The organism is Gordonia effusa NBRC 100432 (genome assembly GCF_000241305.1).
GTDB lineage: Bacteria > Actinomycetota > Actinomycetes > Mycobacteriales > Mycobacteriaceae > Gordonia > Gordonia effusa.
The window spans coordinates 23,841-46,433 of the sequence record NZ_BAEH01000019.1 but is presented as its reverse complement, the minus strand read 5'-3'; the positions used below and the strand labels follow the sequence as shown (position 1 = coordinate 46,433).

26 protein-coding genes and 1 tRNA gene are annotated in these 22,593 nt (G+C 62.5%); 15 read left to right on the top strand and 12 right to left on the bottom strand.

Features of this window, described 5'->3' with window-relative positions; all coding sequences use genetic code 11:
* On the bottom strand, window positions 1–306 hold a 306-nt coding region (locus tag GOEFS_RS22745; RefSeq protein ID WP_007316474.1), incomplete at its 3' end, for a thiolase family protein.
* Between the two features lie 242 nt (window positions 307–548).
* Here GOEFS_RS22745 and rox point away from each other — a divergent pair.
* The gene (gene rox / locus GOEFS_RS03395) at window positions 549–1,967 is read left to right on the top strand and encodes a rifampin monooxygenase (RefSeq protein ID WP_007316473.1); all 1,419 of its coding nucleotides are present in this window, start codon (window positions 549–551) and stop codon (window positions 1,965–1,967) included.
* A gap of 154 nt (window positions 1,968–2,121) precedes the next feature.
* Here rox and GOEFS_RS03390 read toward each other — a convergent pair whose 3' ends face one another.
* Window positions 2,122–2,721 (bottom strand): TetR/AcrR family transcriptional regulator, encoded by a 600-nt coding sequence (locus GOEFS_RS03390; protein WP_040524406.1) that lies wholly within the window; start codon window positions 2,719–2,721, stop codon window positions 2,122–2,124.
* A gap of 81 nt (window positions 2,722–2,802) precedes the next feature.
* Here GOEFS_RS03390 and GOEFS_RS03385 point away from each other — a divergent pair, with 81 nt between their 5' ends.
* The 5 genes from GOEFS_RS03385 to GOEFS_RS03365 all read left to right on the top strand — a co-directional run bounded on the left by GOEFS_RS03385 (window position 2,803) and on the right by GOEFS_RS03365 (window position 6,099).
* The gene (locus GOEFS_RS03385) at window positions 2,803–3,555 is read left to right on the top strand and encodes an SDR family oxidoreductase (RefSeq protein ID WP_007316471.1); all 753 of its coding nucleotides are present in this window, start codon (window positions 2,803–2,805) and stop codon (window positions 3,553–3,555) included.
* Entirely contained in the window at window positions 3,555–4,736 is a 1,182-nt protein-coding gene (locus tag GOEFS_RS03380; RefSeq protein WP_007316470.1) for a Cmx/CmrA family chloramphenicol efflux MFS transporter, read from the top strand. The genes GOEFS_RS03385 and GOEFS_RS03380 overlap by 1 nt, the downstream gene beginning before the upstream one ends.
* 41 nt (window positions 4,737–4,777) lie before the next feature.
* Window positions 4,778–5,254: a MarR family winged helix-turn-helix transcriptional regulator gene (locus GOEFS_RS03375; protein ID WP_007316469.1), complete on the top strand. Its 477-nt coding sequence runs from the start codon at window positions 4,778–4,780 to the stop codon at window positions 5,252–5,254.
* Between the two features lie 107 nt (window positions 5,255–5,361).
* Window positions 5,362–5,682: a DMT family transporter gene (locus GOEFS_RS03370; protein WP_007316468.1), complete on the top strand. Its 321-nt coding sequence runs from the start codon at window positions 5,362–5,364 to the stop codon at window positions 5,680–5,682.
* A 36-nt stretch (window positions 5,683–5,718) separates the two neighbouring features.
* Window positions 5,719–6,099: a DMT family transporter gene (locus tag GOEFS_RS03365; protein ID WP_007316467.1), complete on the top strand. Its 381-nt coding sequence runs from the start codon at window positions 5,719–5,721 to the stop codon at window positions 6,097–6,099.
* A gap of 81 nt (window positions 6,100–6,180) precedes the next feature.
* Here GOEFS_RS03365 and GOEFS_RS03360 read toward each other — a convergent pair whose 3' ends face one another.
* Complete coding sequence (locus GOEFS_RS03360; protein WP_040524404.1) at window positions 6,181–6,375, bottom strand: hypothetical protein; 195 nt, start codon at window positions 6,373–6,375, stop codon at window positions 6,181–6,183.
* A gap of 25 nt (window positions 6,376–6,400) precedes the next feature.
* Between GOEFS_RS03360 and GOEFS_RS03355 the strand changes: the two genes are divergently transcribed.
* Complete coding sequence (locus GOEFS_RS03355) at window positions 6,401–6,943, top strand: CGNR zinc finger domain-containing protein (RefSeq protein WP_040524402.1); 543 nt, start codon at window positions 6,401–6,403, stop codon at window positions 6,941–6,943.
* A 35-nt stretch (window positions 6,944–6,978) separates the two neighbouring features.
* Here the strand turns inward: GOEFS_RS03355 and GOEFS_RS03350 are convergent.
* Window positions 6,979–7,054: transfer RNA gene (locus GOEFS_RS03350), tRNA-Ala, on the bottom strand.
* Window positions 7,055–7,138: 84 nt separating this feature from the next.
* Here GOEFS_RS03350 and GOEFS_RS03345 point away from each other — a divergent pair.
* The gene (locus GOEFS_RS03345) at window positions 7,139–7,870 is read left to right on the top strand and encodes a hypothetical protein (RefSeq protein WP_007316465.1); all 732 of its coding nucleotides are present in this window, start codon (window positions 7,139–7,141) and stop codon (window positions 7,868–7,870) included.
* A gap of 71 nt (window positions 7,871–7,941) precedes the next feature.
* On the opposite strand, the gene sepX is transcribed toward GOEFS_RS03345, so the two are convergent.
* A complete protein-coding gene (gene sepX, locus GOEFS_RS03340; RefSeq protein WP_007316464.1) occupies window positions 7,942–9,087 on the bottom strand; it encodes a divisome protein SepX/GlpR in 1,146 nt (381 codons plus the stop codon).
* A 202-nt stretch (window positions 9,088–9,289) separates the two neighbouring features.
* Between sepX and GOEFS_RS03335 the strand changes: the two genes are divergently transcribed.
* From GOEFS_RS03335 to GOEFS_RS03325, 3 genes are read left to right on the top strand one after another with little or no spacing between them, the layout of a single operon-like run.
* Window positions 9,290–10,006, top strand: a complete 717-nt coding sequence (locus tag GOEFS_RS03335; RefSeq protein WP_007316463.1) for an ABC transporter ATP-binding protein — start codon at window positions 9,290–9,292, stop codon at window positions 10,004–10,006.
* A complete protein-coding gene (locus GOEFS_RS03330; protein ID WP_007316462.1) occupies window positions 10,003–10,797 on the top strand; it encodes an ABC transporter permease in 795 nt (264 codons plus the stop codon). Before GOEFS_RS03335 ends, GOEFS_RS03330 begins: the two co-directional genes overlap by 4 nt.
* 24 nt (window positions 10,798–10,821) lie before the next feature.
* Window positions 10,822–11,403: a TetR/AcrR family transcriptional regulator gene (locus tag GOEFS_RS03325; protein WP_007316461.1), complete on the top strand. Its 582-nt coding sequence runs from the start codon at window positions 10,822–10,824 to the stop codon at window positions 11,401–11,403.
* A gap of 1 nt (window position 11,404) precedes the next feature.
* Here the strand turns inward: GOEFS_RS03325 and GOEFS_RS03320 are convergent, their stop codons facing one another.
* From GOEFS_RS03320 to GOEFS_RS03305, 4 genes are all read right to left on the bottom strand, one after another.
* Window positions 11,405–12,055 carry an SIMPL domain-containing protein gene (locus GOEFS_RS03320; RefSeq protein WP_007316460.1) on the bottom strand — a complete coding sequence of 217 codons (651 nt, stop codon included), beginning with the start codon at window positions 12,053–12,055 and terminating at the stop codon, window positions 11,405–11,407.
* 20 nt (window positions 12,056–12,075) lie between these two features.
* The gene (locus tag GOEFS_RS03315) at window positions 12,076–12,729 is read right to left on the bottom strand and encodes a GNAT family N-acetyltransferase (RefSeq protein ID WP_007316459.1); all 654 of its coding nucleotides are present in this window, start codon (window positions 12,727–12,729) and stop codon (window positions 12,076–12,078) included.
* Window positions 12,730–12,805: 76 nt separating this feature from the next.
* Window positions 12,806–14,101: a molybdotransferase-like divisome protein Glp gene (glp, locus tag GOEFS_RS03310; RefSeq protein ID WP_007316458.1), complete on the bottom strand. Its 1,296-nt coding sequence runs from the start codon at window positions 14,099–14,101 to the stop codon at window positions 12,806–12,808.
* A 153-nt stretch (window positions 14,102–14,254) separates the two neighbouring features.
* Entirely contained in the window at window positions 14,255–15,193 is a 939-nt protein-coding gene (locus GOEFS_RS03305) for a UTP--glucose-1-phosphate uridylyltransferase (protein WP_007316457.1), read from the bottom strand.
* A 19-nt stretch (window positions 15,194–15,212) separates the two neighbouring features.
* Here GOEFS_RS03305 and GOEFS_RS03300 point away from each other — a divergent pair, with 19 nt between their 5' ends.
* Complete coding sequence (locus GOEFS_RS03300; RefSeq protein ID WP_050949763.1) at window positions 15,213–15,830, top strand: 5-formyltetrahydrofolate cyclo-ligase; 618 nt, start codon at window positions 15,213–15,215, stop codon at window positions 15,828–15,830.
* 50 nt (window positions 15,831–15,880) lie between these two features.
* Window positions 15,881–16,960 carry a type IV toxin-antitoxin system AbiEi family antitoxin domain-containing protein gene (locus tag GOEFS_RS03295; protein WP_050949761.1) on the top strand — a complete coding sequence of 360 codons (1,080 nt, stop codon included), beginning with the start codon at window positions 15,881–15,883 and terminating at the stop codon, window positions 16,958–16,960.
* A gap of 72 nt (window positions 16,961–17,032) precedes the next feature.
* Here GOEFS_RS03295 and GOEFS_RS03290 read toward each other — a convergent pair whose 3' ends face one another.
* Together GOEFS_RS03290 and nhaA are read right to left on the bottom strand one after the other, a co-directional pair.
* Window positions 17,033–17,323: an FmdB family zinc ribbon protein gene (locus GOEFS_RS03290; protein ID WP_040524401.1), complete on the bottom strand. Its 291-nt coding sequence runs from the start codon at window positions 17,321–17,323 to the stop codon at window positions 17,033–17,035.
* A 70-nt stretch (window positions 17,324–17,393) separates the two neighbouring features.
* Complete coding sequence (gene nhaA / locus GOEFS_RS03285) at window positions 17,394–18,674, bottom strand: Na+/H+ antiporter NhaA (protein ID WP_007316453.1); 1,281 nt, start codon at window positions 18,672–18,674, stop codon at window positions 17,394–17,396.
* A 98-nt stretch (window positions 18,675–18,772) separates the two neighbouring features.
* Between nhaA and GOEFS_RS03280 the strand changes: the two genes are divergently transcribed.
* The gene (locus GOEFS_RS03280) at window positions 18,773–19,432 is read left to right on the top strand and encodes an SAF domain-containing protein (RefSeq protein WP_007316452.1); all 660 of its coding nucleotides are present in this window, start codon (window positions 18,773–18,775) and stop codon (window positions 19,430–19,432) included.
* A 165-nt stretch (window positions 19,433–19,597) separates the two neighbouring features.
* Complete coding sequence (mscL, locus tag GOEFS_RS03275) at window positions 19,598–20,467, top strand: large conductance mechanosensitive channel protein MscL (protein ID WP_007316451.1); 870 nt, start codon at window positions 19,598–19,600, stop codon at window positions 20,465–20,467.
* A 164-nt stretch (window positions 20,468–20,631) separates the two neighbouring features.
* Here mscL and GOEFS_RS03270 read toward each other — a convergent pair whose 3' ends face one another.
* On the bottom strand, window positions 20,632–22,425 hold the full coding sequence (locus GOEFS_RS03270) for an ABC transporter ATP-binding protein (RefSeq protein ID WP_245549758.1): 1,794 nt from the start codon (window positions 22,423–22,425) through the stop codon (window positions 20,632–20,634).
* Window positions 22,426–22,593: the final 168 nt, after the last annotated feature.

Below are 22,593 nucleotides of genomic sequence, written 5' to 3'. Positions count from 1 at the left end.
ATGCACGACGGTCTGACCGCCGGTAGCGCATTGCTGTTGCATGTCGACCGTCGGCGTAGCTCGCGACAGTTCGGTATCGAGGAGCGCTTCGCGGGTGAGACTGTGATCGCGCGCGAGTTTGACGACGGCACCGCCGGCAACCTCGCCGAGATGCGCACCCTGCAATTCGAAGCGTTCCACCAAGCCAGTCAACGTCGCGGTCAGCATCGACTGATTGGTCTCATCGAGGTAGGCGCCATTGGACCGGGCGAAGGGTATGCGGTTGCCGCCGAGAACGTAAACGGGAATGAGCTGACGTGTGGTCATGGCCAGTGACTGTAGTTGAGTCTTTGAATAACCTTTACATCGGGTGATGTAAAGGTCGGAGCCTCCCGGAAACCGCACGAAACTGTGCCGCCGAGGGCAGATTGCCCTTCGCGCTTCGATCAGGTGCGGTTTTCAGCGGTATCTCCCGCCACTTTCACCATATCGCGTGACCCGGGGCTTGCCGCAAGGCCCCGGTGATGGTGCAAACTCGTCTGGCTGCAACCGAATTCAGGAGGGGTTTGATGAGTGATGTGATCGTCGTCGGTGCCGGACCGACGGGTTCGATGCTGGCTGGAGAGCTGAGACTTCGAGGAATCGACGTCGTAGTGCTGGAGCAGAACGAAGAGCCGACTCCTTTCGTGCGCGCGCTCGGCATCCATGTCCGGACGATCGAGATCATGGAGCAACGCGGCCTGCTGGAAGCATTTCTCGCGGAGGGTAAGAAGTACCCGCTCAACGGATTCTTTGCTGGTATCTCCAGACCTCAACCACCCAATCTGGACACTTCGCACGGATATGTGCTCGGCATTCCGCAGCCGACCATCGACCGGATTCTCGCCGAGCATGCCGTTGCCGTCGGAGCCGACCTGCGCCGTGGACAGCGTGTTGTGGCGATCGAACAGGGCACCGACGATGTGAGCGTCGAACTGTCGGACGGTACAAAGGTTTCCGGCCGATATTTGGTGGGCTGCGACGGTGGGCGCAGCACCGTGCGCAAACTGCTCGACGTCGATTTTCCGGGCGAACCATCGACTGCGGATTCGCTGATCGCCGAGGTCGAGGTGACCATGCCAGCCGAAGAGTTAGCCGCCAAGGTCGCCGAAATCCGCGAGACCCAAAAGCTATTCGGGATTGGACCATCCGGAACGGGCACCCATCGACTGGTCGTGCCCGCCGCCGACATCTCCGACGGCCGTACACCACCCACCCTCGACGACATCAAGCAGCAGCTTCGAGCGGTCGCGGGCACCGATTTCGGTGTGCACTCGCCGCGCTGGATGTCGCGCTTTGGCAATGCAACTCGCCTTGCCGAGCACTACCGGCGTGGACAGGTATTCCTGGCTGGAGATGCCGCTCATATCCATCCGCCGATGGGCGGTCAGGGTCTCAATCTCGGCGTCCAAGACGCCTTCAATCTCGGCTGGAAGCTCGCCGCCGCGATCGGCGGTTGGGCGCCAGCGGATCTGCTCGATACATACGAGTCCGAACGGCGACCGGTGGCCGCGGACGTGCTCAATAACACACGCGCACAGGCGGTTTTGATGTCTACCGATGCCGGATCGCTCGCGGTCCGACGTCTGTTCTCCGAGCTAATGGATTTCGACGACGTCGCGCGCTACCTCATCGAAAAGATCACCGCGATCTCGGTCCGCTACGACTTCGGCGACGGTCCCGATCTCGTCGGGAGGCGACTACGAGACGTTGAGTTGACGCGGGGCAGCCTCTACGGCCTGATGCGTTCTGGACGTGGACTGTTGCTCGATCAAAGCGGCCAGCTGTCTACCGGGTCGTGGGGTGATCGCGTCGATCACGTCGTCGACTCCAGCACCGAACTTGATTCTGCCGCAATACTTTTGCGTCCCGATGGCCACGTCGCCTGGGTTGGCGACGACCAGACGGAACTCGACACGACGTTGGGCCGGTGGTTCGGAGCGGCGTAGACCACTGCTGCCCCTTGTCCCCCACCAACTCGCAAACCCGACTCTTCTCGCAAACCCGACCCTAGCGGACATACCCGACGCCAATTTGGGTTGGGTATGTCCGCTGGGGTCGGGTTTGCGGATGGGCCGGGGGCGGGGCGATGGCAGCGGCGGGCTACGACGGCGGGATCGCACTCGCCGCTACGCGAGCGATTCCCTCGAGTTCGCGTCGCGTCGCGCCGTCGCGGGCACGCTGCGCTAAGCCGTTGAGCACGACCATCACATAACCTGCCAGCCCCGTCGAATCGGTGTCGGCCCGGAGCCGTCCCGCGGCGACATCCTCGTCACATTTGCGCCGCAGCCGAATCATATTGCGGTCACGCATCTTTGCCAGCGACGCGCGAACCTCGGGATCGTCGGTCCCCGCATCGCCACATGCGACCAGACATCCGCGCGGCAGTCCCCGGCGCGTGTACCTCCCGGGCGCCTCGGAGAGGATGCGGCGCATCGCCGCCACCGCAGTAGCCTCCTCGCTCAGCGCGGCGTCGATGAAACCGCCGTATTCACTGTCGTATACGCCAACTGCCTCGTCAAACAGAGCGCGCTTGCCACCGAAGGCGTTGTACAAACTCGGCTGGCCGATGCCGAGCTCGTCACTGAGATCACGGACTGACGTCGCCTCATATCCCTTGTGCCAGAACAACCGGATCGCGCGATCGAGCGCCACGTCGCGGTCAAAAGCGCGGGGCCGACCGCGGGTCGAGGTAGATGCCATGCCGCTATTTTATATCGTCCGCTACACAATCTGCTACGATTTCCCAATAATCTAGCGACCGCTACATAATGAGGTATCGAGATGTCGACATTGACTGGAAAGACCGCGCTGGTCACCGGGGCCGCGCGTGGGATTGGTCGCGCGATTGCGTTGCGTCTCGCGGCCGACGGCGCAAAGATAGCAGTGCACTACGGCGCGAATGCAGAAGCCTCACACCAGGTCGTCGAGGAGATCGAGGGTCGTGGCGGAGTGGCCTTCGCGATCGGTGCGCAACTAGGCACACCCGATGACGCAGGGACCCTATGGTCGGCCTTCGACGCTAACGCGGACGGCGTCGACATCGTGGTGAACAACGCCGGCATCCTCGGCGGCCGTACGCCATTTCCCGACGTCGAAAAGGCAAGTTACGAAAAGGTTTTCGCGATCAACACCGCAGCGCCATTCTTCACTGTCCAGGAAGGGTTGTCGCGGCTGCGTGACGGCGGGCGGATCGTGAACGTGTCGACGTCGTTCACGCATGGCCTGCACAACCCCGACCTGTTGCCCTATGTGATGTCCAAAGCTGCCATCGACGCGTTCACCAGCGGATTGGCGAAATACCTTGGCGCACGCAAGATTACGGTCAATGCCGTCGGCCCGGGAGCAACGGCTACCGACATGAACGCCGCCCGGCTCGCGACCGACGAAGGGCGACAAGCGATTGCGTCGCGCTCACCACTGGGGCGAGTTGCCCAGCCCGACGACATCGCCGATATCGTCGCATTTCTCGCGTCCGACGACGCGCGATGGATCACCGGCCAGTGGATCGACGCAAGCGGAGGGTCGCTGCTCTGATGCCGCGCGCCATCTGGATCATCGGATTTGGGATATTCGCCCAGGGCACAAGCGAACTCATGCTCGCCGGTCTGCTGCCCGAACTCGCTACCGACCTCGGAGTGAGTATCCCCCAAGCAGGTTGGCTGATCAGCGCCTTCGCCCTCGGCATGCTGGTGGGTGCGCCCGTGCTCGCGATCATCACCCTGCGATGGCCCCGACGCCTGGCGCTGCTCGTGTTTTTAGTTGTGTTCATTGCCGGCCACGTTGTCAGCGCGCTGACCGATAGCTATGTGCTGCTATTCGCGATGCGCTTCGTCAGCGCATTTGCCTACGCTGGGTTTTGGGCAGTCGGCGGAAGTATCGCAATGACGCTGGCCGGCCCGGAACGTCGGGGGCAGGCGATGAGCATCGTCGCGGGCGGGCTCACTGTCGCGACCGTGATCGGACTGCCCGCAGGTACCTGGATCGGCCAGCATCTTGGCTGGCGTGGAGCATTTTGGGCCGTTGCGGTGCTGTCTACCGTCGCGGCAGTTGCAGTCGCCATCGCAGTACCAGCGTTGCGCACCGACAAGCCGCCAAGCATCCGCGCCGAGCTTCGCGGACTTCGGCCGCCGAGGCTATGGCTGTCATACGCGATGACCGCGGCGGCGACGACGGCGTTGATCGGCACGTTCTCCTATTTAGCCGCGATGTTGATAACGACGACGGGCCTCGATCCGGCTTGGGTGCCGGCGGTCCTATTCGGCTACGGCCTGGGAGCGTTGATCGGCATCACGATTGGCGGACAGACGGCCGACCGCTTCCCGCGCGCGATACTCGGTGTTGGGTTCGCGGGATTGCTGGTGACGTCAGCGGCCCTTGCTCTTGCCGCCCAGCACGCTGGCGCGGCGATCGCATTGATCTTCGCCCTTGGGCTACTCGGCTTCGGCACCAACCCGGCGTTGAACTCACGCTTCGCCGCAATCGCACCTGACGCTCCGACGCTTGCTGTGTCGGGGAACGTTTCAGCATTCAATGTCGGGATCACCGTCGGCCCATGGCTGGGCGGCATGGCGTTGGCGGCGGGGTATGACTATCCAGTTGTTCCGTGGATCGGGGCCGGGGTTGCGGGGGTGGCGTTGGTGTTGTGGGCATTGGATGTGTGGCTTGTACGACGCTTCCGGCGCTCCATAGCAGGTGAACTCGAAACGGTTGGGTGACGACCTGCCTACGTGTTGGCCCTCCTGCTACATTTAGGTGCATGCGCACACACATTGATTCCGACGAGCTCGCGCGAGGCAACTCAAGTGCGGCGTGGTCGATGACCGCGGCTTTCGCGGCGGCGGTGGATGCGAACCTGGATAGGTGGCTCTCCGAGAACTACCGGATCGGACTGACCGACTATCGCGCTCTGGCGTCACTTAGCCGGGAAGCCGACAAGGAGTTGCGGATCGCAGAACTGGCGCAACGCGTCGGACTGACCTCGACGTCGACGACCCGCTTGGTCAGCCGACTGGAGTCCAAGTCGCTTGCCCGACGTGACGTGTGCGAAGACGACGGGCGCGGCGTTTACGCCGTTATCGACGATGCCGGCGAGGCGCTATTGCGTGAAGTTCGAGACCCCTATGACGCCCGCGTCCGCGAATTGCTGACGGATCCCGGCAAGCACTTCCCGCAGATCGACGCCGGAATCATCGCCACCGCGCTGTCGCAGGTAACCACCCTCCTCCACCCCTGAAAGCGTGGCCGCGAAGTCACACCTCTTTCGCTTCGATCATATAGGTGCATGTACACACATATTGATGTTCGGTCGTCCCGACCGAGACAGACTGACAGGAGTTCATTATGAGTTGGCTCTACTTGGGAATCGCCGTTGTATTCGAGGTCACGGTCGGCATCTCGGCCGGCAAGGCAAATGGTTTTCGACATCCGTGGTGGACCACCGCCACCCTTATCAGCGGGGCTATCGCCACATTCTTTCTGAGTCTGGCGCTGCTCACCTTCGACGTCGGCGTGGGGTACGCGCTGTGGACCTCTCTTGCCGGCGTCGGGATCGTCACCGTCGGCCTCGTCTTCTTCGGCCAAAAGCTGACGTGGAGAAAGCTTCTCGGAATCGCGATCGTCATCGTCGGCGTAATAGGCCTCAATTTGGCCGGCACCGTCTAAACCCCTTCTGCCAGAACGATTTCCAAAGGAGAAAGCATGAATACGAAACTCATGACCGAGAGTAAGAGCGCAGGCTGGATCGCGCTACTGATAGCCGGCGGCTTCGAGATCGGTTACGCCCTCAGCGTCAACGGCAGCCGAGGATTTACCAACCCAGTCTGGTCGGCGATCGCCGTCGTCTTCTTCCTATTCACCCTGCTCTTCCTCAGCATCGCGCTGAAGACCGTCGACGTCGGGATCGGCTACGCCGTCTGGGCGGGAATCGGCGCGGTGGGCGCTGCCGCGCTCGGCCCGGTGTTCTTCGACGAAATCCTCACGCCAACAAAGGGTTTATGGCTCGCTGTCATTATCGGTGGCGTCGTGTGGCTCAAGCTTGCGGACAGGCCTGAGCGATCAGGCGAGGCGCTGGCGGATTGAAACTCTTCTCGCACTTGATAGTTCGAGAACGATGGCTTCGGTGCCTACCGGATAGCGTTTCGGCATCGCGGCTTCTACCAATTAGATTTCGCCGCTGATCGCGGCCGGAAGCAGGTCGTCGGGGCGCTGCAGATCCACTCGCTGGGTACCGCAGGATCCGCACCGGACGTACAGCACAACACCTTCCGAGGTGGCGTGTCGCGACTGGGTGTACCAACCATGTTCATGGACGGCGGTGGACTCCGTGCAGGTTGTGGCGCTTTTTGTGTGGGTCATCCCTCTACTGTGCTGTAATGCCGTTATGCATCTCAACCCTTACGGCGAATACGCGGTGCTGCTGGCGGCGTCACTGGCCAATGACTGGCCGAGCGATCGAGACGGAATTGTCGACCGCGCTCGTGAGCTCGGCATGACCGTCGACTTTCCCGAAGAGCCCGGCGACTATCAACGCGTGCGACGCGTCATTGACGACTGGCTCAGTGTTGTGGATGCGGCCACGCCGCAGGAGCGGGCGCGAATTCTCAACGCGCACATGGCATCTACCTCTGCATATCCACGACTAACCGACCACGACGATGAAGGCTGGCATCTGCATTACCGCGACGACGATGCGGTGTCGTTGCCCGATGTGCTGTTCGCTGTCATCAGCGTCGGGACCGCGCTACACCTCTCGACTCGCGGAATGCACCGGCTCCGGCGATGTGCTGCGGGCGACGTTCCAGGCGATCCCTGCACGAACGTCGTCGCGGACGTCACTCGCAACGGTCGTCAGCACTATTGCTCGGTGCGCTGCGCCAACCGCGCGGCGGTGCGGAGGCATCGCGCGCGGGTGAAGGCGGGGTGATGCGGGTGGGTTGGGGTAAACAACCATCGGTCGTTTGGTGGAGCTAGGGAGAATCGAACTCCCGACCTACTCGATGCGAACGAGTCGCGCTACCAACTGCGCCATAGCCCCTGGTGGCCTCTGCAGACCAGCCTCAGCCACTTTATCAGCCGTCCCGAGCGGCGGCACAATCACCGGTCGCCTACCGTGGATAGCGTGGCCGAACTCTCCGACGACCAGGTCGTCGCCATCCTCGACAAAGCCGTCACCGCGATCAATCCCGTCCTCGACCTACTCGCCGACCGTGACGTGCTCGGCCTCAAGAAGCACACCTATCACCCGTGGCCCGACGGCCCTCGCACTCACCAGGCGATCCATCTCGCCTCCACACCACTGGATTTCGCGGACTGGCCGGGAACCGCCGGCTGGTCTGAGCTGTCGATGAAAGCCCGAGCCGAATGGTGGGTCACGCGCATCGGCGCACTGAATACGGTCGGCGTCGCCTTCCCGAGCGTGTTCGGATTCTGGGCGCGCTACCTGCCGGTGACCTCATTGCTGGGGTTCGCGAACCAGGCGATCGTGCTCGTAGCGATCGCGCGCGAATATGAGGTGACCGAGCCGAAGTACCAAGTCGAGCTGCTGGCTTCGGTGCTGTGCGGTCGCGACGTCGATGCTCATCGCGCCGGCACTACGACGTCGGCGCTACCAGCGAGCGGGCGCTCGCTTATCGCGACGGTGTGGAACGTAGCCCAAACCTTGCGCAGCCTCTCCGGAGAATTGGACCGACGCCCTGGACCCGCGAAACCCTTTGAGGCACTTCGCCTCATCCCGATCATCGGCGGACCGTTCTCCTACCTCGGTGAGCGACTGGCGCTGAGTCGCGCGGCCTCCTTGGGCCGACGCTGGATAGTCGATCACCCCGACTCGATCTCGCCGGCCGCGAACTAGACGAACTCCCCCAGACACGAACATGCCCCACCCGACATCGGGTGGGGCATGTTCTCGTAAAGAAGCTTTCGCTATCCGACGCGGCGGAAGTCTTCGTCCTCGCGCATCACCCGGCGACGCTGGAACGGCGGGAGGTGCTCGAAAACGACATCTTCGTCATCGATCTCCAAGACAACCGCACCGGGGCGACGCAGTCGAGCCGGGATGCGCTGCGCGAGTTCGGGTTCGACGATTTCACGACGTCGACGCTCATCGGCTTCACGACGCGACTTCTCCAAGCGTGCGGTCCGCTGCTTACGAATCTGCGCCTCGGTGCGCACCGCTCGACGCAGGTAGGTGAGGTAGGCAACCAGCACTACCGCCGCGACACCAGTTGCGATCCAACCGATTTGGCCGAACAGCACACCCGATCCCACTGCGAGCAGGGTCAGCGCCAATAGTCCGATCAACACGCGCTGACGTTCGCGATACCGGATATCACCGCGAGTCTGGTCTAGTTCCGGGTTATATCCACCTCGACCACGCGGACGCGCGGTCTTCTCTTGCTCAGGCTCGGCGTCGCTACGATCCTGCGAGGCAACGGTTTCCAGATCGTCGTCATAGTCGTCGTACTCAGCGTCTACGTCGGCGTCGTCATACTCGGCATCCTCGTCGAGGTCGTCGTCGTATTCGGCATCCTCGTCGTACTCAGCATCTTCGTCTTCGTACTCAGCATCCTCGTCGAAGTCCTCGGATTCGTCATCGACGACGTCAATCACTTCGGTGACATCCTCGGCGCCGTCGTCATACTCGGCGTCGACGATCGAATCATCCTCGGCGACAACGTCATCGGAAGTATCGTCATCGACCAGCTCGGCATCGACGGTAACCGGGCTGACCTTCTTCATCTCGACGGTCTTTTCTTCATAAGCGACCGCGTCGACCGAATCTTCGTCTGTTTCGTCGACCTTCGAATCAGCATCCGCCTTGGCGGCGGCTGCGGCCTTCGCCGACATCGCGGCTTTCACGGTTCGCTTATACGAAGCGTCATGGGGGTGTGCACCGGATGCGACGCGGCTGCGCGACTTCGTCCGCGCCCCTCCTCCACGATGCAGCAAGCGCGTCTCCCGGACGGCTTGGGTAGTCTTCGCGATCTCCGGACGTCCTTTGATGAGCATCGGGACCAAGACGAAGAGCCAGATGGCCACCAGCCCTACCCACAACACCGAGTTCGGCATTCGACTCTCCTCTCACATTGGTTAACCCGAGTCACAAGAATCCACCACACAATGTAAGGCGCCGACGGTTCGCGCCGGTGGCGGCGCGCCGTAGTGGGTGCAGTTTCTCAGCACTTGCCAAGAATCCGTTGACCTATGCCGACCAGCGAGAGTAAATTCATCAACAGATGAATTCAACACTCGATGAATTGAGGTCATCCCGATGAACCCACCGCCCGCCATTGCCTGCGAACACGTCACTGTGCGCCGCGGCCCGATTACCGCGGTAGACGACCTGTCGGTGACCATCCCGCAAGGTTCCATCACCGGCCTCCTCGGCCCATCCGGTTGCGGAAAGACCACCCTGATGCGTTCAATCGTCGGCACCCAACGCAATGTCGAAGGTGTGATCGAGGTACTCGGTCACCCGGCCGGCTCTGCGACGTTGCGCCGCCACGTCGGCTACGTGACCCAGTCCGCTTCGGTCTACACCGACCTCACCGTCGAACAAAACGTGCGGTACTTCGCGACACTGTTCGACGCAGAAGACAAAATCGACGAAGCACTGGCGGCCGTCGACCTCACGAGTTACGCCCCACACCCAACGTCGGATCTCTCGGGCGGACAAGTCAATCGAGTCTCGATCGCCTGCGCTCTAGTCACGTCACCGACGCTGCTGATCCTCGACGAGCCGACCGTCGGACTCGATCCGGTCTTGCGCGCCGATCTGTGGGCACGCTTCGCCGGCCTCGCCGAATCCGGGGTCACGCTGTTGGTCTCCAGCCACGTCATGGACGAAGCGGCACATTGCGACAACCTGATCCTGATGCGCGATGGACGGCTGGTTTCCCAACTAACACCGATCGAACTACGTTCACGCACTGGGCAATCCAACCTTGAGGACGCGTTTCTCACACTCATCGAGGAGTCCGCGGCATGACCAGCATCACCATCTCGGCATCCGGTGCCCGGCCGATCCATCCGAAATTGCTGGGCGCCACAGCAATCCGCGTCTTACGACAACTTCGAGCCGACCCGCGCACCATCGCACTGATCATGGTCATCCCATTGTTGTTGATGACCCTGCTCTATTTCATGTTCTCCGAACAACCCACATTGCCCGGCGGCACAACCGAATTCGACGCCATCGGAATCATCATGTTGGGCATCCTGCCGTTCGTCACGATGTTCCTGATCACCTCGATCGCCATGCTCCGTGAACGTCGGTCCGGAACGTTGGAGCGGCTGCTGACAACCCCGATCAGTCGGCTCGACCTCCTTGGCGGCTACGGGATCGCCTTCTGCGTGGTCGCCGCGGTGCAGGCAGCTCTGGCATCAGGCGTCTCCTTCTGGCTGCTCGGACTACAGACCCAGGGATCGGTGGTGTGGGTCTTCGTGATCGCGATGCTCGATGCCATGCTCGGTGTCGGACTCGGTCTGCTGTGCAGCGCATTCGCCCAGACCGAGTTTCAAGCCGTGCAGTTTTTGCCCATAGTCGTAATCCCGCAACTGTTTCTGTGCGGGCTATTCGTGCCCCGCGATCAATTGCCCGGATGGATGGAAGCGCTCTCACGGGTGATGCCCCTGACCTACGCGGTACAGGCCCTCCAGGAGGTCGCGGGCAATCAGTCACCGACCGCGATCATGTGGCGCGACATCGCCATCGTCGCGGCGTGTATCGTTGTCGCGCTCGCGCTGGCGGCAGCCACACTGCGCCGCCGCACGCCGTGAGTCAAGCGATACGGTGAGGAAACGATGACAACCCGACGCAGCGGCCGACGCCCCGGCGATCCCGACACCCGGGGCGCGATCCTTACCAGCGCCCGCGAACTCTTCGCTCGCGACGGGTTCGACAAGACCTCGGTCCGCGCGATCGCGAGCGCGGCCGGAGTTGACGCCGCACTTGTTCACCACTATTTCGGCACCAAACACAAACTCTTTCTTGAGGCAGTGGCGATACCGGTCGACCCGGTGGAAATTCTCGCCGAGTTGAATTCGGTCGACGTGAAACATCTTGGGGTACAGCTGATTCGAGTAGTGCTCGGAGTGTGGGACGGCGAATTACGCAGTGCCGGTGTTGCTTTGCTGAAGACCACTCTTGCCGCACCCGACGCCGGCATCATCCGATCATTTCTCAGCGAGATCATTCTGACGAATATCGCCGATCGTCTCGACGACAATGCGGCGGTCCGCACCTCGCTATTGGCCACGCAGATGTTGGGACTGATCGTGACTCGCTACATCGTCCAGTTGGAACCGATCGCGTCGATGCCGCTCGATGAAGTCGCGCAGAAGGTCGGACCTACACTGCAGCGCTATCTGACCGATGACCTCTAAATCACTCCCCCGCAACGAACTGCGCATCCACACTCACACTGATCTCCACCCCGCCCGATCGGATCTCCAATGCCGGCCCGGCCGGAGCGGCGAACATCGCTGACCGCGTCACCGGACCACCGGTCGGAGCTCCCGGGGATAGCATGCCCGGATCTGCCAGGATCAACGCTCGAACGGTGCCCGCATCGACTGCGTCGGCGTACGACTGCGCTTTGGCGATTGCGTTGCGCACCGCATCGGCGCGAACATCGGCGTGATACCTCTCTCGGTTCTCACGTAGTACCGCCCACTGCAATTCGTCGATCTGTACACCTTCGCGAGCTCCCCACGCATCCATAAACGGTGCGAGTGCGTCGAAATCGGTGAACTCGACCGACACCGAGATCGACGTACGGTATACCGGCGGCTGCAGTCTCCCGTCGTGGTCGGTCGGACGATAGCTGCGACTGCGCACGCGGTCCGAACTCCACTTGCGCACCGAGCCGCTGGCTTCGAGCTCACGGACGGCAGAGATGATCTCGCTCTGTAGACTTACCGCTTTCTCATGTGCGACAACACTTTTCGACTCCTGGAACTCGGCGGTCAACGGCACCGAGACACATTCAGCCGGATAGATTTGCGATGCGGTCCCGCGAACGAGGAATTCAGTCATGCTGCCACCATAACCACCGATCAGATGTAGTTTGCCCGCCCGAGGCGGACCAGGCTCTCAGTGGCACCGCCCATCAACTCATCAGCGGTCAGCGCGAACAGAATATGGTCGCGCCAGCGCGAATTCACGTCCATATAGCGCTCGAGCAAACCTTCCCGGCGGAAACCGATCTTGGTGAGCACCGCCTGCGAGGCACTATTCGACGGCTGTACGGTCGCCTCCAACCGATGCAATCCGACCGGACCGAATGCGTGATCGACCCCGAGAGCGACTGCGGCAGTGGCGATTCCGTTTCCGTAGTGCTCCGAATCGATCCAGTATCCGATCCATGCGCTGCGCACAGCGCCGCGCTGGACATTGCCGATGGTCAGTTGGCCGACGTATTCTCCGTCGACCTCGATAACCAACGGCAGCAGCGTTCCCCGCTTGGCCTCCGACCTCAACACCGAGAACAGCGGTCCCCAATTGCTGCGCTGGTGACGTTGCGCCCACGACCCCGGAGCCGTCGGCTCCCACGGCAACAGCGCGTTCTGATTGCGCAGCCGAAGATCACTCCATCGGGCGGCATCACGGAGTTTCACCGGACGCACGGTGACCAGTCCACCAGCGACGCGCAGCGGTCCCAGAGTGGCCGGCCACCCCGGGTGTACGTGCGATTTAGACCACGAGAACACCCGGCTAGTCTAGTCGCCGGGTCGAAGACTTTGGTACACGAGCGGAATAATGTGTCGTTCGCTTATGCACGGAACCTTAGCCTCGCTGGGCGAGGAACATAACGTCAACTTCGTCGCCGGTCCGCAGCTCCTCGGTGTCCGAGTCAACCACGATCAAACAGTTCGCTTCGGCAAGTTCGGCCAGCAGATGCGACGTTCCGCTGGGTGAGCCACCAATAACTTGCACGAGGTAATCGCCGGTTCGTTCATCGCGCATCAACTGACCGCGCAGATATCCGGTACGCCCTTCGACCGACAGGATCGGACCGATGGTCCGCGCCTTGATCACCCGGCGCATGGGTTGTCGTTTGCCGAGCGCGATCCGGATCAGCGGACGTACCATCACCTCGAAACAGACCAGCGCGCTTACCGGATTCGCCGGCAGCAAGAAAGTCGGCACATCGTCGCGGCCGAGACGCCCAAAACCCTGTACCGAGCCGGGATGCATTGCGACACGGACGATTTCCAGATCACCGAGCTCACCTAACGCGTCGGCGACGGCTCGCGACGCCGCACCTCCGACCGCGCCGCACAACACGACGATCTCCGAGCGAATCATTTGGGCCTCAACCACTTCGCGTAGTCGCGATAGCTCCCGCTCAGCAATACCAACACGATTCACGTCAGCACCCGCATCGCGAGCGGCAGCGGCGAGCGCGTAGCTGTTGACGTCGTACACCTGGCCGGGGCCGGGTACCCGGTCGATGTCGACGAGTTCGTTACCGATCGCGATCACCGACAGTCGAGGACGCGGATGAACCAGCACCCGCGACGTGCCCACGGCGGCCAGCAAGCCGACCTGCGCCGGCCCGATGATCATGCCCTCGCGGACTGCCACATCGCCCGGCTGCACGTCGTCGCCAACTCGACGGACGTACGCACCCGAATCCACCGACTGACCTATCCTGACCGTCTGCACACCGGCGTCGGTCCAACGCAACGGGACCACGGCGTCGGCGAGCGTTGGTAGGGGTGCACCCGTCTCAACGCGGACGGCCTGCCGGGGCTGCAGTCGTGTCGGCGTCCGCGATCCAGGTTCCACCTCGCCGACGACGGGCAGTTTCACCATCATCGGCTCGCCGGCCGCATCGATGTCGACGTCGGTATCGCCGACGTCGAGGTCGTCGGGGGCGGGCTGTCCTGCCTCGACGACGTCAACCGCGCGGACCGCATAGCCATCAACGGCAGCCTGATCGAATCCCGGTAGCGGCCGCTCAGTGACAACTTCTTCGGCACAGAGCAGACCCTGAGCTTCGGAGATCGCCACCTTAACCGGCCGAGGCATCACCGCGGCCGACGTGATCAACGCCAGATGATCCTCGACAGAACGCATTTCGCCTCCTCGTTGCGGTCCGCGGCCAGTACACGTGTGGCCAGTCCTCTTCAGCGTGAAACGTTATACGTCACAAGCTCCCAACTCAGGGAGGCACACCGTGTTGACCACGTGCTTCGTACGAACAGGTGTCGAGCAAGACGCCGGAAGGGCCTAATTCACACCGAGCCGCTGCGTGAGCCAGGCGCGCAGTTCAGGACCGTAATCATCGCGGTCGAGCGCGAAATCGACTGCGGCCTTGAGGTATCCACCAGGGTTGCCCAAGTCGTGCCGCGTGCCGCGATGGACCACCACGTGCACCGGCTCACCCTCTTCGATAAGTAGGGCGATGGCATCGGTCAACTGCAATTCGCCACCGGCACCGGGCTTGATGCGACGCAAAGCGTCAAAGATCTTGCGGTCCAAGATATATCGGCCGGCCGCCGCGAAATTCGACGGTGCGTCTTCGCGTTTGGGCTTCTCCACCATGCCGCGCAATCGCATCACATTGGGATTCTTCGCGTCGGGCAACTGCTCGACGTCGAAGACTCCGTAGGCGCTGATCTGATCGTCGGGAACCTCGATCGCGCACAACACCGATCCGCCCCGACGTTGACGCGTGCGGGCCATTACTTCTAAAACGCCGCCGGGAAGCACGAGGTCGTCGGGCAGCAGGACCGCGATCGCGTCTTCGTCGTCGCTCAAATACTGCTCCACACAACCAACCGCATGCCCCAACCCGAGCGGCTTGTCCTGGACGACCGACGCCACCTCGAGCAACGACGGCGCATTGCGCACCTTGGCCAACATCGCCTGCTTGCCGCGTTTGGCGAGAGTGCTTTCCAGGACTAGATCCTCGACGAAATGCGCGACCACGCCATCTTTGCCCGGCGAGGTGACGATCAAGAGTCGTTCAGCACCCGCCGCCTTGGCTTCTTCGGCAACCAACTCGATGCCAGGCGTATCGACGACAGGCAACAATTCCTTGGGAACCGTCTTGGTTGCGGGCAGGAACCGGGTGCCCAAACCCGCGGCGGGGACGACGGCGGTCCGTGGAATCGGCGGGGCGGTCGGCTTGTCGTCGTCCAGGTCGGTACTCTCGGTGCGTGCCATAGCCGTCAGCCTAATGCCGATGGCTTTGAACCTCCGGGCGAGAGGGTGCGAAGTGACTGGGAACGCAGCCAAAGAGCAGCGACGTGCGGAATTGTCGGCGCAGCGCGAGGCAATGTCGATGTTCGCGCGCGAACAGGCGGCCGCAAACCTGTCCGAATGGGTCTACTCCGCGCCATTTCGGCTGGAATACGACGTGACCGTCGCGGCCTACATTCCCGTCGGGACCGAGCCCGGGTCGTTGAGCTTCCTCGATGCGCTCGCCGACCGCGACGTCCGAGTACTCGTGCCGGTCGTCCCCGACGGCGAGCCAACCGCGCTCGATTGGATTACCTACGACGGCCAAGACTCGCTGGAGACACGGCGCTTCGGTCTACTCGAGCCAGCAGGCGCGCCTCTGGGTACCGGTGTACTCGATACCGTCGACGTGGTCTTTGTGCCCGCACTCGGCGTCGACCGGCGCGGCGTGCGACTCGGCCGCGGCGCTGGCTACTACGACCGCAGTCTCAGCGGTGTCGATGCCGAATTGGTCGCTGTCGTTTACGACAACGAGCTAGTGGACGAACTTCCCGAAGAATCGACCGACGTCCGGGTGGGGTGGGCACTAACGCCCGACGGCGGATTTACTGAACTGGGCTGAGGCGCGTCGTGCTCTTCCCATAGTTGTGGAGCCGTCCCACGGATATCGCTATGGGATCTGACCGCAACGGTGGGAAGAACTGGCGCCGACCCGAATCCACAGCACGCACCGCTATCCACAGCCGATATCGCCACGACTCGTCAGCGCCGGGCGGCGTCTCATTGCCGTGCGACGCTTGGCTGATGTTCGACGAAAACCTGCGCGGACTGACTTCCCGCGCACATGCCGTTAGAACGTCAGCATCTGACAACGACTTGAAACGACTCGTTCGAGCTGGGACCGTCGAACGGCCCTGGCGGGGGCACTATTTGACCACGGGTGCGCTCACCGGACATCCCGAGAACGTCCACGCGGAAAAGCTGGAACGATACCGAGCCAAGGTGATCGCTGCCGCACGTTCGAGTAGAGGCGACCGGGTCGTCAGTCATAGTTCTGCAGCGGCACTACACGGGATTCCGCTGCTATCCCCCGACCTCGACGTCGTCCACTTCACGACGATGAAAGGGACCGGCCGCGCCGCCGGCCGGGCCATCATCCATCAAGCGCCAATCGATCCGGACGACCTTGTCGAGAAGGATGGCGTGCCCCTTACCAGCGTGTCCAGAACAATCGCCGATGTCGCGCGGGCCGGGACATTTCCGCAGGCGCTCACCGCCTTAGATCAGGGCCTTCGGCGAGGCGCGAAACTTATCGACTTGGAGCGGATCGCACAGAGCCAGAGCCGGTGGCATGGCATCGAGATGCTGCGTCGGAGCATCCCGCTCGCCACGCCGCTAGCAGCCAGTGTGGGCGAATCCTATAGTCGGGCAATCATTTTCGAGTTCGAAGATATTCCAGATCCCGACGTTCAGTACGCGGTCGGCCTGCGCGGGGGTGCGTCGAAGGCCTGGTGCGACTTCGGCTGGGAGGACAAGGTCGTCGGCGAATTCGACGGCCACGTCAAATACACCCGCAATCGAGAGTTTGGGCCAAAGGCAGTCGAAGACGTCGTGTACGAGGAGAAGTTACGCGAGGATGCGATCCGGGATCGCGGACTATGGGTCATCCGCTGGGCCTGGAGCGATCTCCACAATCCACGGGAGCTACATCGCAAACTGGTCGAGGGACTAACTCGCGGCGGGATCCTCTAACTCTTCCCATAGTTGTGGAGTCGTCCCACGAATAGAGCAATGGGAACTAACCGCAACGGTCGGAAGAACTGGCTACGACGCCGCTGCGGCGGTCTTCGTCGATGTACTCGACGACGAGTCCGAACTCGACGAGGAGCTGCTCGACGACGACTCGGTGGTCGAACTCGACGACGTCGAACTGCTCGACGAGCGATTGTCGGTGCGGTAGAAACCGCTGCCCTTGAAGACGATCCCCACCTGGCTAAAGAGCTTGCGCAGCTTGCCGGAGCACTCTGGACACACGGTCAGCGAGTCGTCGGAGAACGACTGAACAATGTCGAACTTGTTGTCGCACTCCGTGCAGGCATACGAGTAGGTTGGCACCGAAACCTCCGGGAGATCAATGTTTGCGTCTGTCAGTCTAACCGAAAATGGCACTCGAACATTCCGAGTGCTAATTGCCACCGATGACCGCGGTATCGACGTCGACCACACCATCTTGGTTCATATCATCTGACCTGGCCCGATGCGCATCCCAGCGCAGCGTCCCGGCCCCGACGACAGCGGCGATCACCGTCGCGATCAGGATCGCGACTTTGGCGGCGTCGTGATCGGGACCGTCGGGAAACGACAGTTCGGCGATCAGCAGGGACACGGTGAACCCCATGCCGGTCAACACTCCGACCGGGACCAAGTCGCGCAGGCCAACGGCATCGGGTAGTCGCAGCGGCGTCAGCCAGGTGACCAGCGCGGTTGTTCCCAGCACGCCGACCACCTTTCCGACGGCCAGCCCCGCGATGATCGCCACGGTCACCGGCGACGACAACATCGTCGCCAATCCGCCTTCTGCTCCGATGATCGACACCCCAGCGGCGAATAGTGCGAATACTGGTACCGCGACGACGGTCGAGAACGGCCGCACGGCGTGCTCGATCGTCGTGGTCGGTGCGATGTCGCCAAACCGGGCGACCGCAGGCACAGTGAACCCGAGCAACACTCCGGCCACTGTGGCGTGCACCCCGGACTCGTGCATCAATGCCCAGGCGACGACGCCAAGTGCGATCAATACCGGTGGGCGCATAAACCGGATCCCGCGCAGATCCAACCGCACTACGACACCAAACGTCACGATCACCGCGAGCGCCCCGGCCAATGCCCCGACATCGATCGTTTCGGTATAGAAGGTCGCGATCACCACGATGCCGAGCAGGTCGTCGACCACGGCAAGGGTCAGTAGAAAAGTACGCAACGCCATCGGTAAACCTCGACCGAACACGGCAAGTACCGCCACCGCGAATGCGATGTCGGTGGCAGTGGGAATTGCCCAGCCGCGCAACAGGTCTGGATCGCCATTCGATCGCAGCGCGATCACTGCGACGAAGATCGCGGCCGGCACAGCCATTCCACCCACCGCTGCCGCGATAGGCACGCCGGCGAGTCGGGGTTGTCGAAGACTGCCCGCGACTACCTCGTGTTTCAACTCGACGCCAACCACGAAGAAGAAGATCGCCAGTAGTCCGTCGGCGGCCCACTGCCCCAGACTGAGATGTAATCCCAATTGGCTTGGACCGACTTCGAGGGCCACCAGCCGCGAATACCCTTCGCGCCACGGCGAATTGGCCCAGATCAACGCTACTGCCGCCGCGATCAGGAGCAACACACCACCGGTGGTCTCCGCGGAGAGCCGGCGCCGCAGCGTCGTCCACCGATCCTGATGTATCGGTGCCTCAACCATGCTGCGACCTTATCCACAGATCGGCTGACGCGCGAACCGCTGTGGATAACCGAGCGTCATCGACAACTTCCTCTTGCACGGCAACTATGTTGTGCCACATGCGATTCGACACCTTTTCCACCCGCCTGAGCCCGCGCTGGGCCGATCGCATCTCCACCTGGTTGCGCCCCGGCTGGCTGCGCGCGGTGATTATCCGGCGGACCATCGCGATTGTCTTGGTAGCGGTAGCCGCTGTCATGACAATCGCTGATCACCGTGCCGCGCAAGGACAATCGGTGATCACCGCGGCTCACGATCTGATGCCCGGCCGTCTTCTGGTCGCCTCCGACCTCACCATCCGCCGTATCCCGGGCGTCGCGTTACCCGACGGCGCACTACGGTTATCCGCCGACGGCGTGGGCCGCACCGTCACCGGCCGGGTACGCGCTGGTGAAATCGTGACCGATGTCCGCTTGCTCTCCGCACGGCTGCCGGTCGGGCTGCGGGGCTTACGCGATTCACGCCTGGTCCCCGTGCGACTCGCCGACGACGCCGTCGCCGACCTTCTTCGCGAAGGTGACATCGTCGATGTGCTCAGCGAGACATCAGATGTGCTCGCCCGCGATGCCGTCGTCGCACTCGGTGTGGCTCGGCGAAGTACCGGCTTCGGCGGCAATTCCACTGGTATACGGCCGATTCTCCTCGCGATGAGCGACGTCGAGGCGCAGCGGGTGGCAACCGCCGGGCTGAAATCTGCCCTAACAGTCGTGCTGCATTGACGGTTCGGCCATTTCGGTCATCTGTGTCGAATGTGCATCACATTCGTTATTGGATGATCCTATTGGTTTAAGATCAACCTCAGGTTTAGCCTCGCGAAGGATGAACCGCCCGAACGACCCAATGCTGCAATCGAGAGCGGAATCTACACGAGAGGACCGCACAGCGTGCTTAAGGGATTCAAGGAATTCATACTCAAAGGCAATGTCGTTGAGTTGGCCACCGCGGTCATCATTGGTGCCGCATTCACCGCCATCGTCACTGCCTTCACCAACAAGATCATCCAGCCTCTGATCAACGCCATACCGATCGGAACGGATAAGGCCGACGGACTCGGTTTCCAGATCAATGACAACGCGAACACCTTCGTCGACATTGGCGCCGTAATAACCGCGGTCATCAATTTCCTCATCGTCGCCGCGGTGGTCTACTTCATCATCGTGCTGCCCTACAACAAGCTGGCCGCACTGGCCGGCTTCACCAAGGACGACGCCGAGCAGGTCGAGGTCGCGCTGCTCACCGAGATCCGCGACATCCTCGACCCCGAGGCCGCGGCACGAGCGAAGGCCAAGACCGTCGCCGAGGCTGATGCCAACGCTGCCGCCCAGGCCGCGCCATCTATCGACAACGGACCGTTTGACGGCGGACAGTTCGACAGCGGACCGTTCGGTCGCGGACCACAGCCACCAGCGGGTAGCGGACCGCAAGGATTCGGGTCGCAGGGATATCCGGGATCCGAAGGACCGGCGATCGTGCCGTCCCGCGACGGCGGCCCGCCGTCGGGCGCGATTCCGCTGCAGACCCATAAATTCCCGGCCGGACCGGCTATCCAGCCGTCGCAGCCTCCGCAGGGACCGCCGCCCGCGGCACCACCCGGCGGCGGTTACGCTCCGCCGAGCCCGCCTCCCGGTCCCGGGCAGGGCGGGTATCCCCCACCGCCGCAAGGTAATTACCCACCGCAGTCGAACTTCCCGCCATCGGGTGGATTTCCGGCCCAGGGTAACGATCCCGATGCTCCAGGACGTCATTCACGCTAGATCGTCGGACCAAAGAACCGCTCCCATCCTGTGGGGGCGGTTCTTTTTGTTGGGGCGCCGCAGAAATCTGGCGAATAGCAGTGCGGCGAGGGCATACCGCCCTAGGCAGGCGGCCTATTTCCAGAATTCTGGTTGGCCGCGGCGCCGGACTGCCAACTGCCAACCTAGTTCGGCGCCTGCGCGTCCAGCACTACCGTTCGGTCGGCCATCGCCGCGACCACTGGATCGTGGGTGATGATGATCGTCGTACGTCCCGACACCAAGCGCCGCAGCGGGCCGAGGATGCGATCGGCCGTCTCTCGGTCCAATCCGGTCGTCGGTTCATCGAGCACCAACACGGGGGTATCGCGTAGGAATGCGCGGGCCAACGCGATCCGTTGACGTTGTCCGCCACTGAGATTCGCGCCGGAATCACGGAGCTCGGTGTCGTAACCGTCGGGCAGCAGGCCGATGAACCCGTCGGCGTCGGCGGCTTGGGCGGCGGCGACGATGGCACTGCGGTCGGCGTCGGATCGTCCGAAGGCGATGTTCTCGGCGATACTGCCGTGAAAGATTGCGATCCGCTGCGGCAGCAGCGTGGTGCCGGCGCGAGCGTCGGCAATCCGTTGCGCGCGCAGGTCGACGCCGTTTACCTGAACCGCCCCCTCATCAGGGTCGTAGAACCGGAGCAGCAGATGCGTGAGTGTCGTCTTTCCCGCACCGCTCGCACCGGTCAGCGCAATACACTCTCCCGGGTGGACGGTCAACGAAAAGCCTTCGAGTACTGGGCTTTCCGCTCCGGGGTAACCGAACGTGACGTCACGGAAGTCGATACGCGCGCCGACGTCGCGGTGGGGCGTCGGTGCAGCAATCGCTGCCACCGGCTCGGTCTCGTCGGAAAGGCCGATCGGTTCGTCGAGCACCTGAGCAACCCGTTCGGCGCTCGCGGTCGCCGACGTCACCTGCACGGCCAGTCCACCGAGCGCTTGGATCTGCGGATAGAGATAACCGAGGTAGCCGGTGAGTGCGATAAGCCCACCGATGGTGGTTCGTCCTGCTGCGATCTGCCAGGCCCCAAGCGCCAAAATGCCTAGCATACAAAGCAATTCAACGACCACAACCGACTGCTGGAACGCCTCGCCAGCCTTCGCCTCCGAGACTCGCGCGCGCATCCAGCGGTAGCTTTGTCTGCCAACGCGCGCCTGATCGGCAGCCAACTGATTGTCCGCGGCGATCGCGTGCGCATTGTCGATTCCCTCGGCGATCAGTGACGAGATCTCACCGTTGGCCGCCCGCTCAGTTCGCGAGGCACGCTTGAGAATTCGGCCGAACCGTCGGGCAACCAGCCACAACAGCGGAGCGAGGACGAAGGCGATCAGCGCCAGATCCCATCGAACCCACACTGCCGCAACGGCATAGGCGATCACCGAGGCGGCCGCGATGATGCCGGACACGATGCCGGATGAGACCAACTGCTCCACTTCGTCGACGTCGCTGCTGTGCCGGGCGATCAGATCACCGGTCTGGAACTGACGACGCGTATGCGGCGCCAACTGCTGGGTGTGTGCGTAAAGATCGGTGCGCAGGCGTAGCAGCATTCGTTCGGTGACGACTTCGGCGAGGATACTGCCGCAATACGATGCTGTCGCGCCGGCGAGGGTGACCACGATCCACCACATCATCGGCGAAATGAGAGCGTGGAGATCACCGGTAGCGAGTACGTCGTCGACGATATGGGCGAATAGATAGACCACCGCCACACTCGCCAGAACGTCGAGGAATTGCAGACCGACCGCCGCGGCCAGCCTTCCCCACAGGCCCGACATATACGGCGAGAAACGACGCATGGCCGAGAACACGGTCAACGATGGATGTCCCGAATCAGGTGCAGCTGGAGGCAATTCAAGCCGGTCGATCGATGATGGCGTAATCGAGGCCTCGACGTCGTCGACTCCGATCGCGTTTGACTGCGCGGTCACACGACTCTCCTTAAGGTGCTCGGAAATGGCGATCTCCGACGAGCTCGACGTCGGCGTCGCGCCGTCGAAAGCCACCATCGGACCTACCAGAGAGAACCTTAGAACCGCTGTCTGGAAACTCGCTGTGCGCTAACTGGGAGTTCCGATCTGTCCCAGCGCACCCGTGCC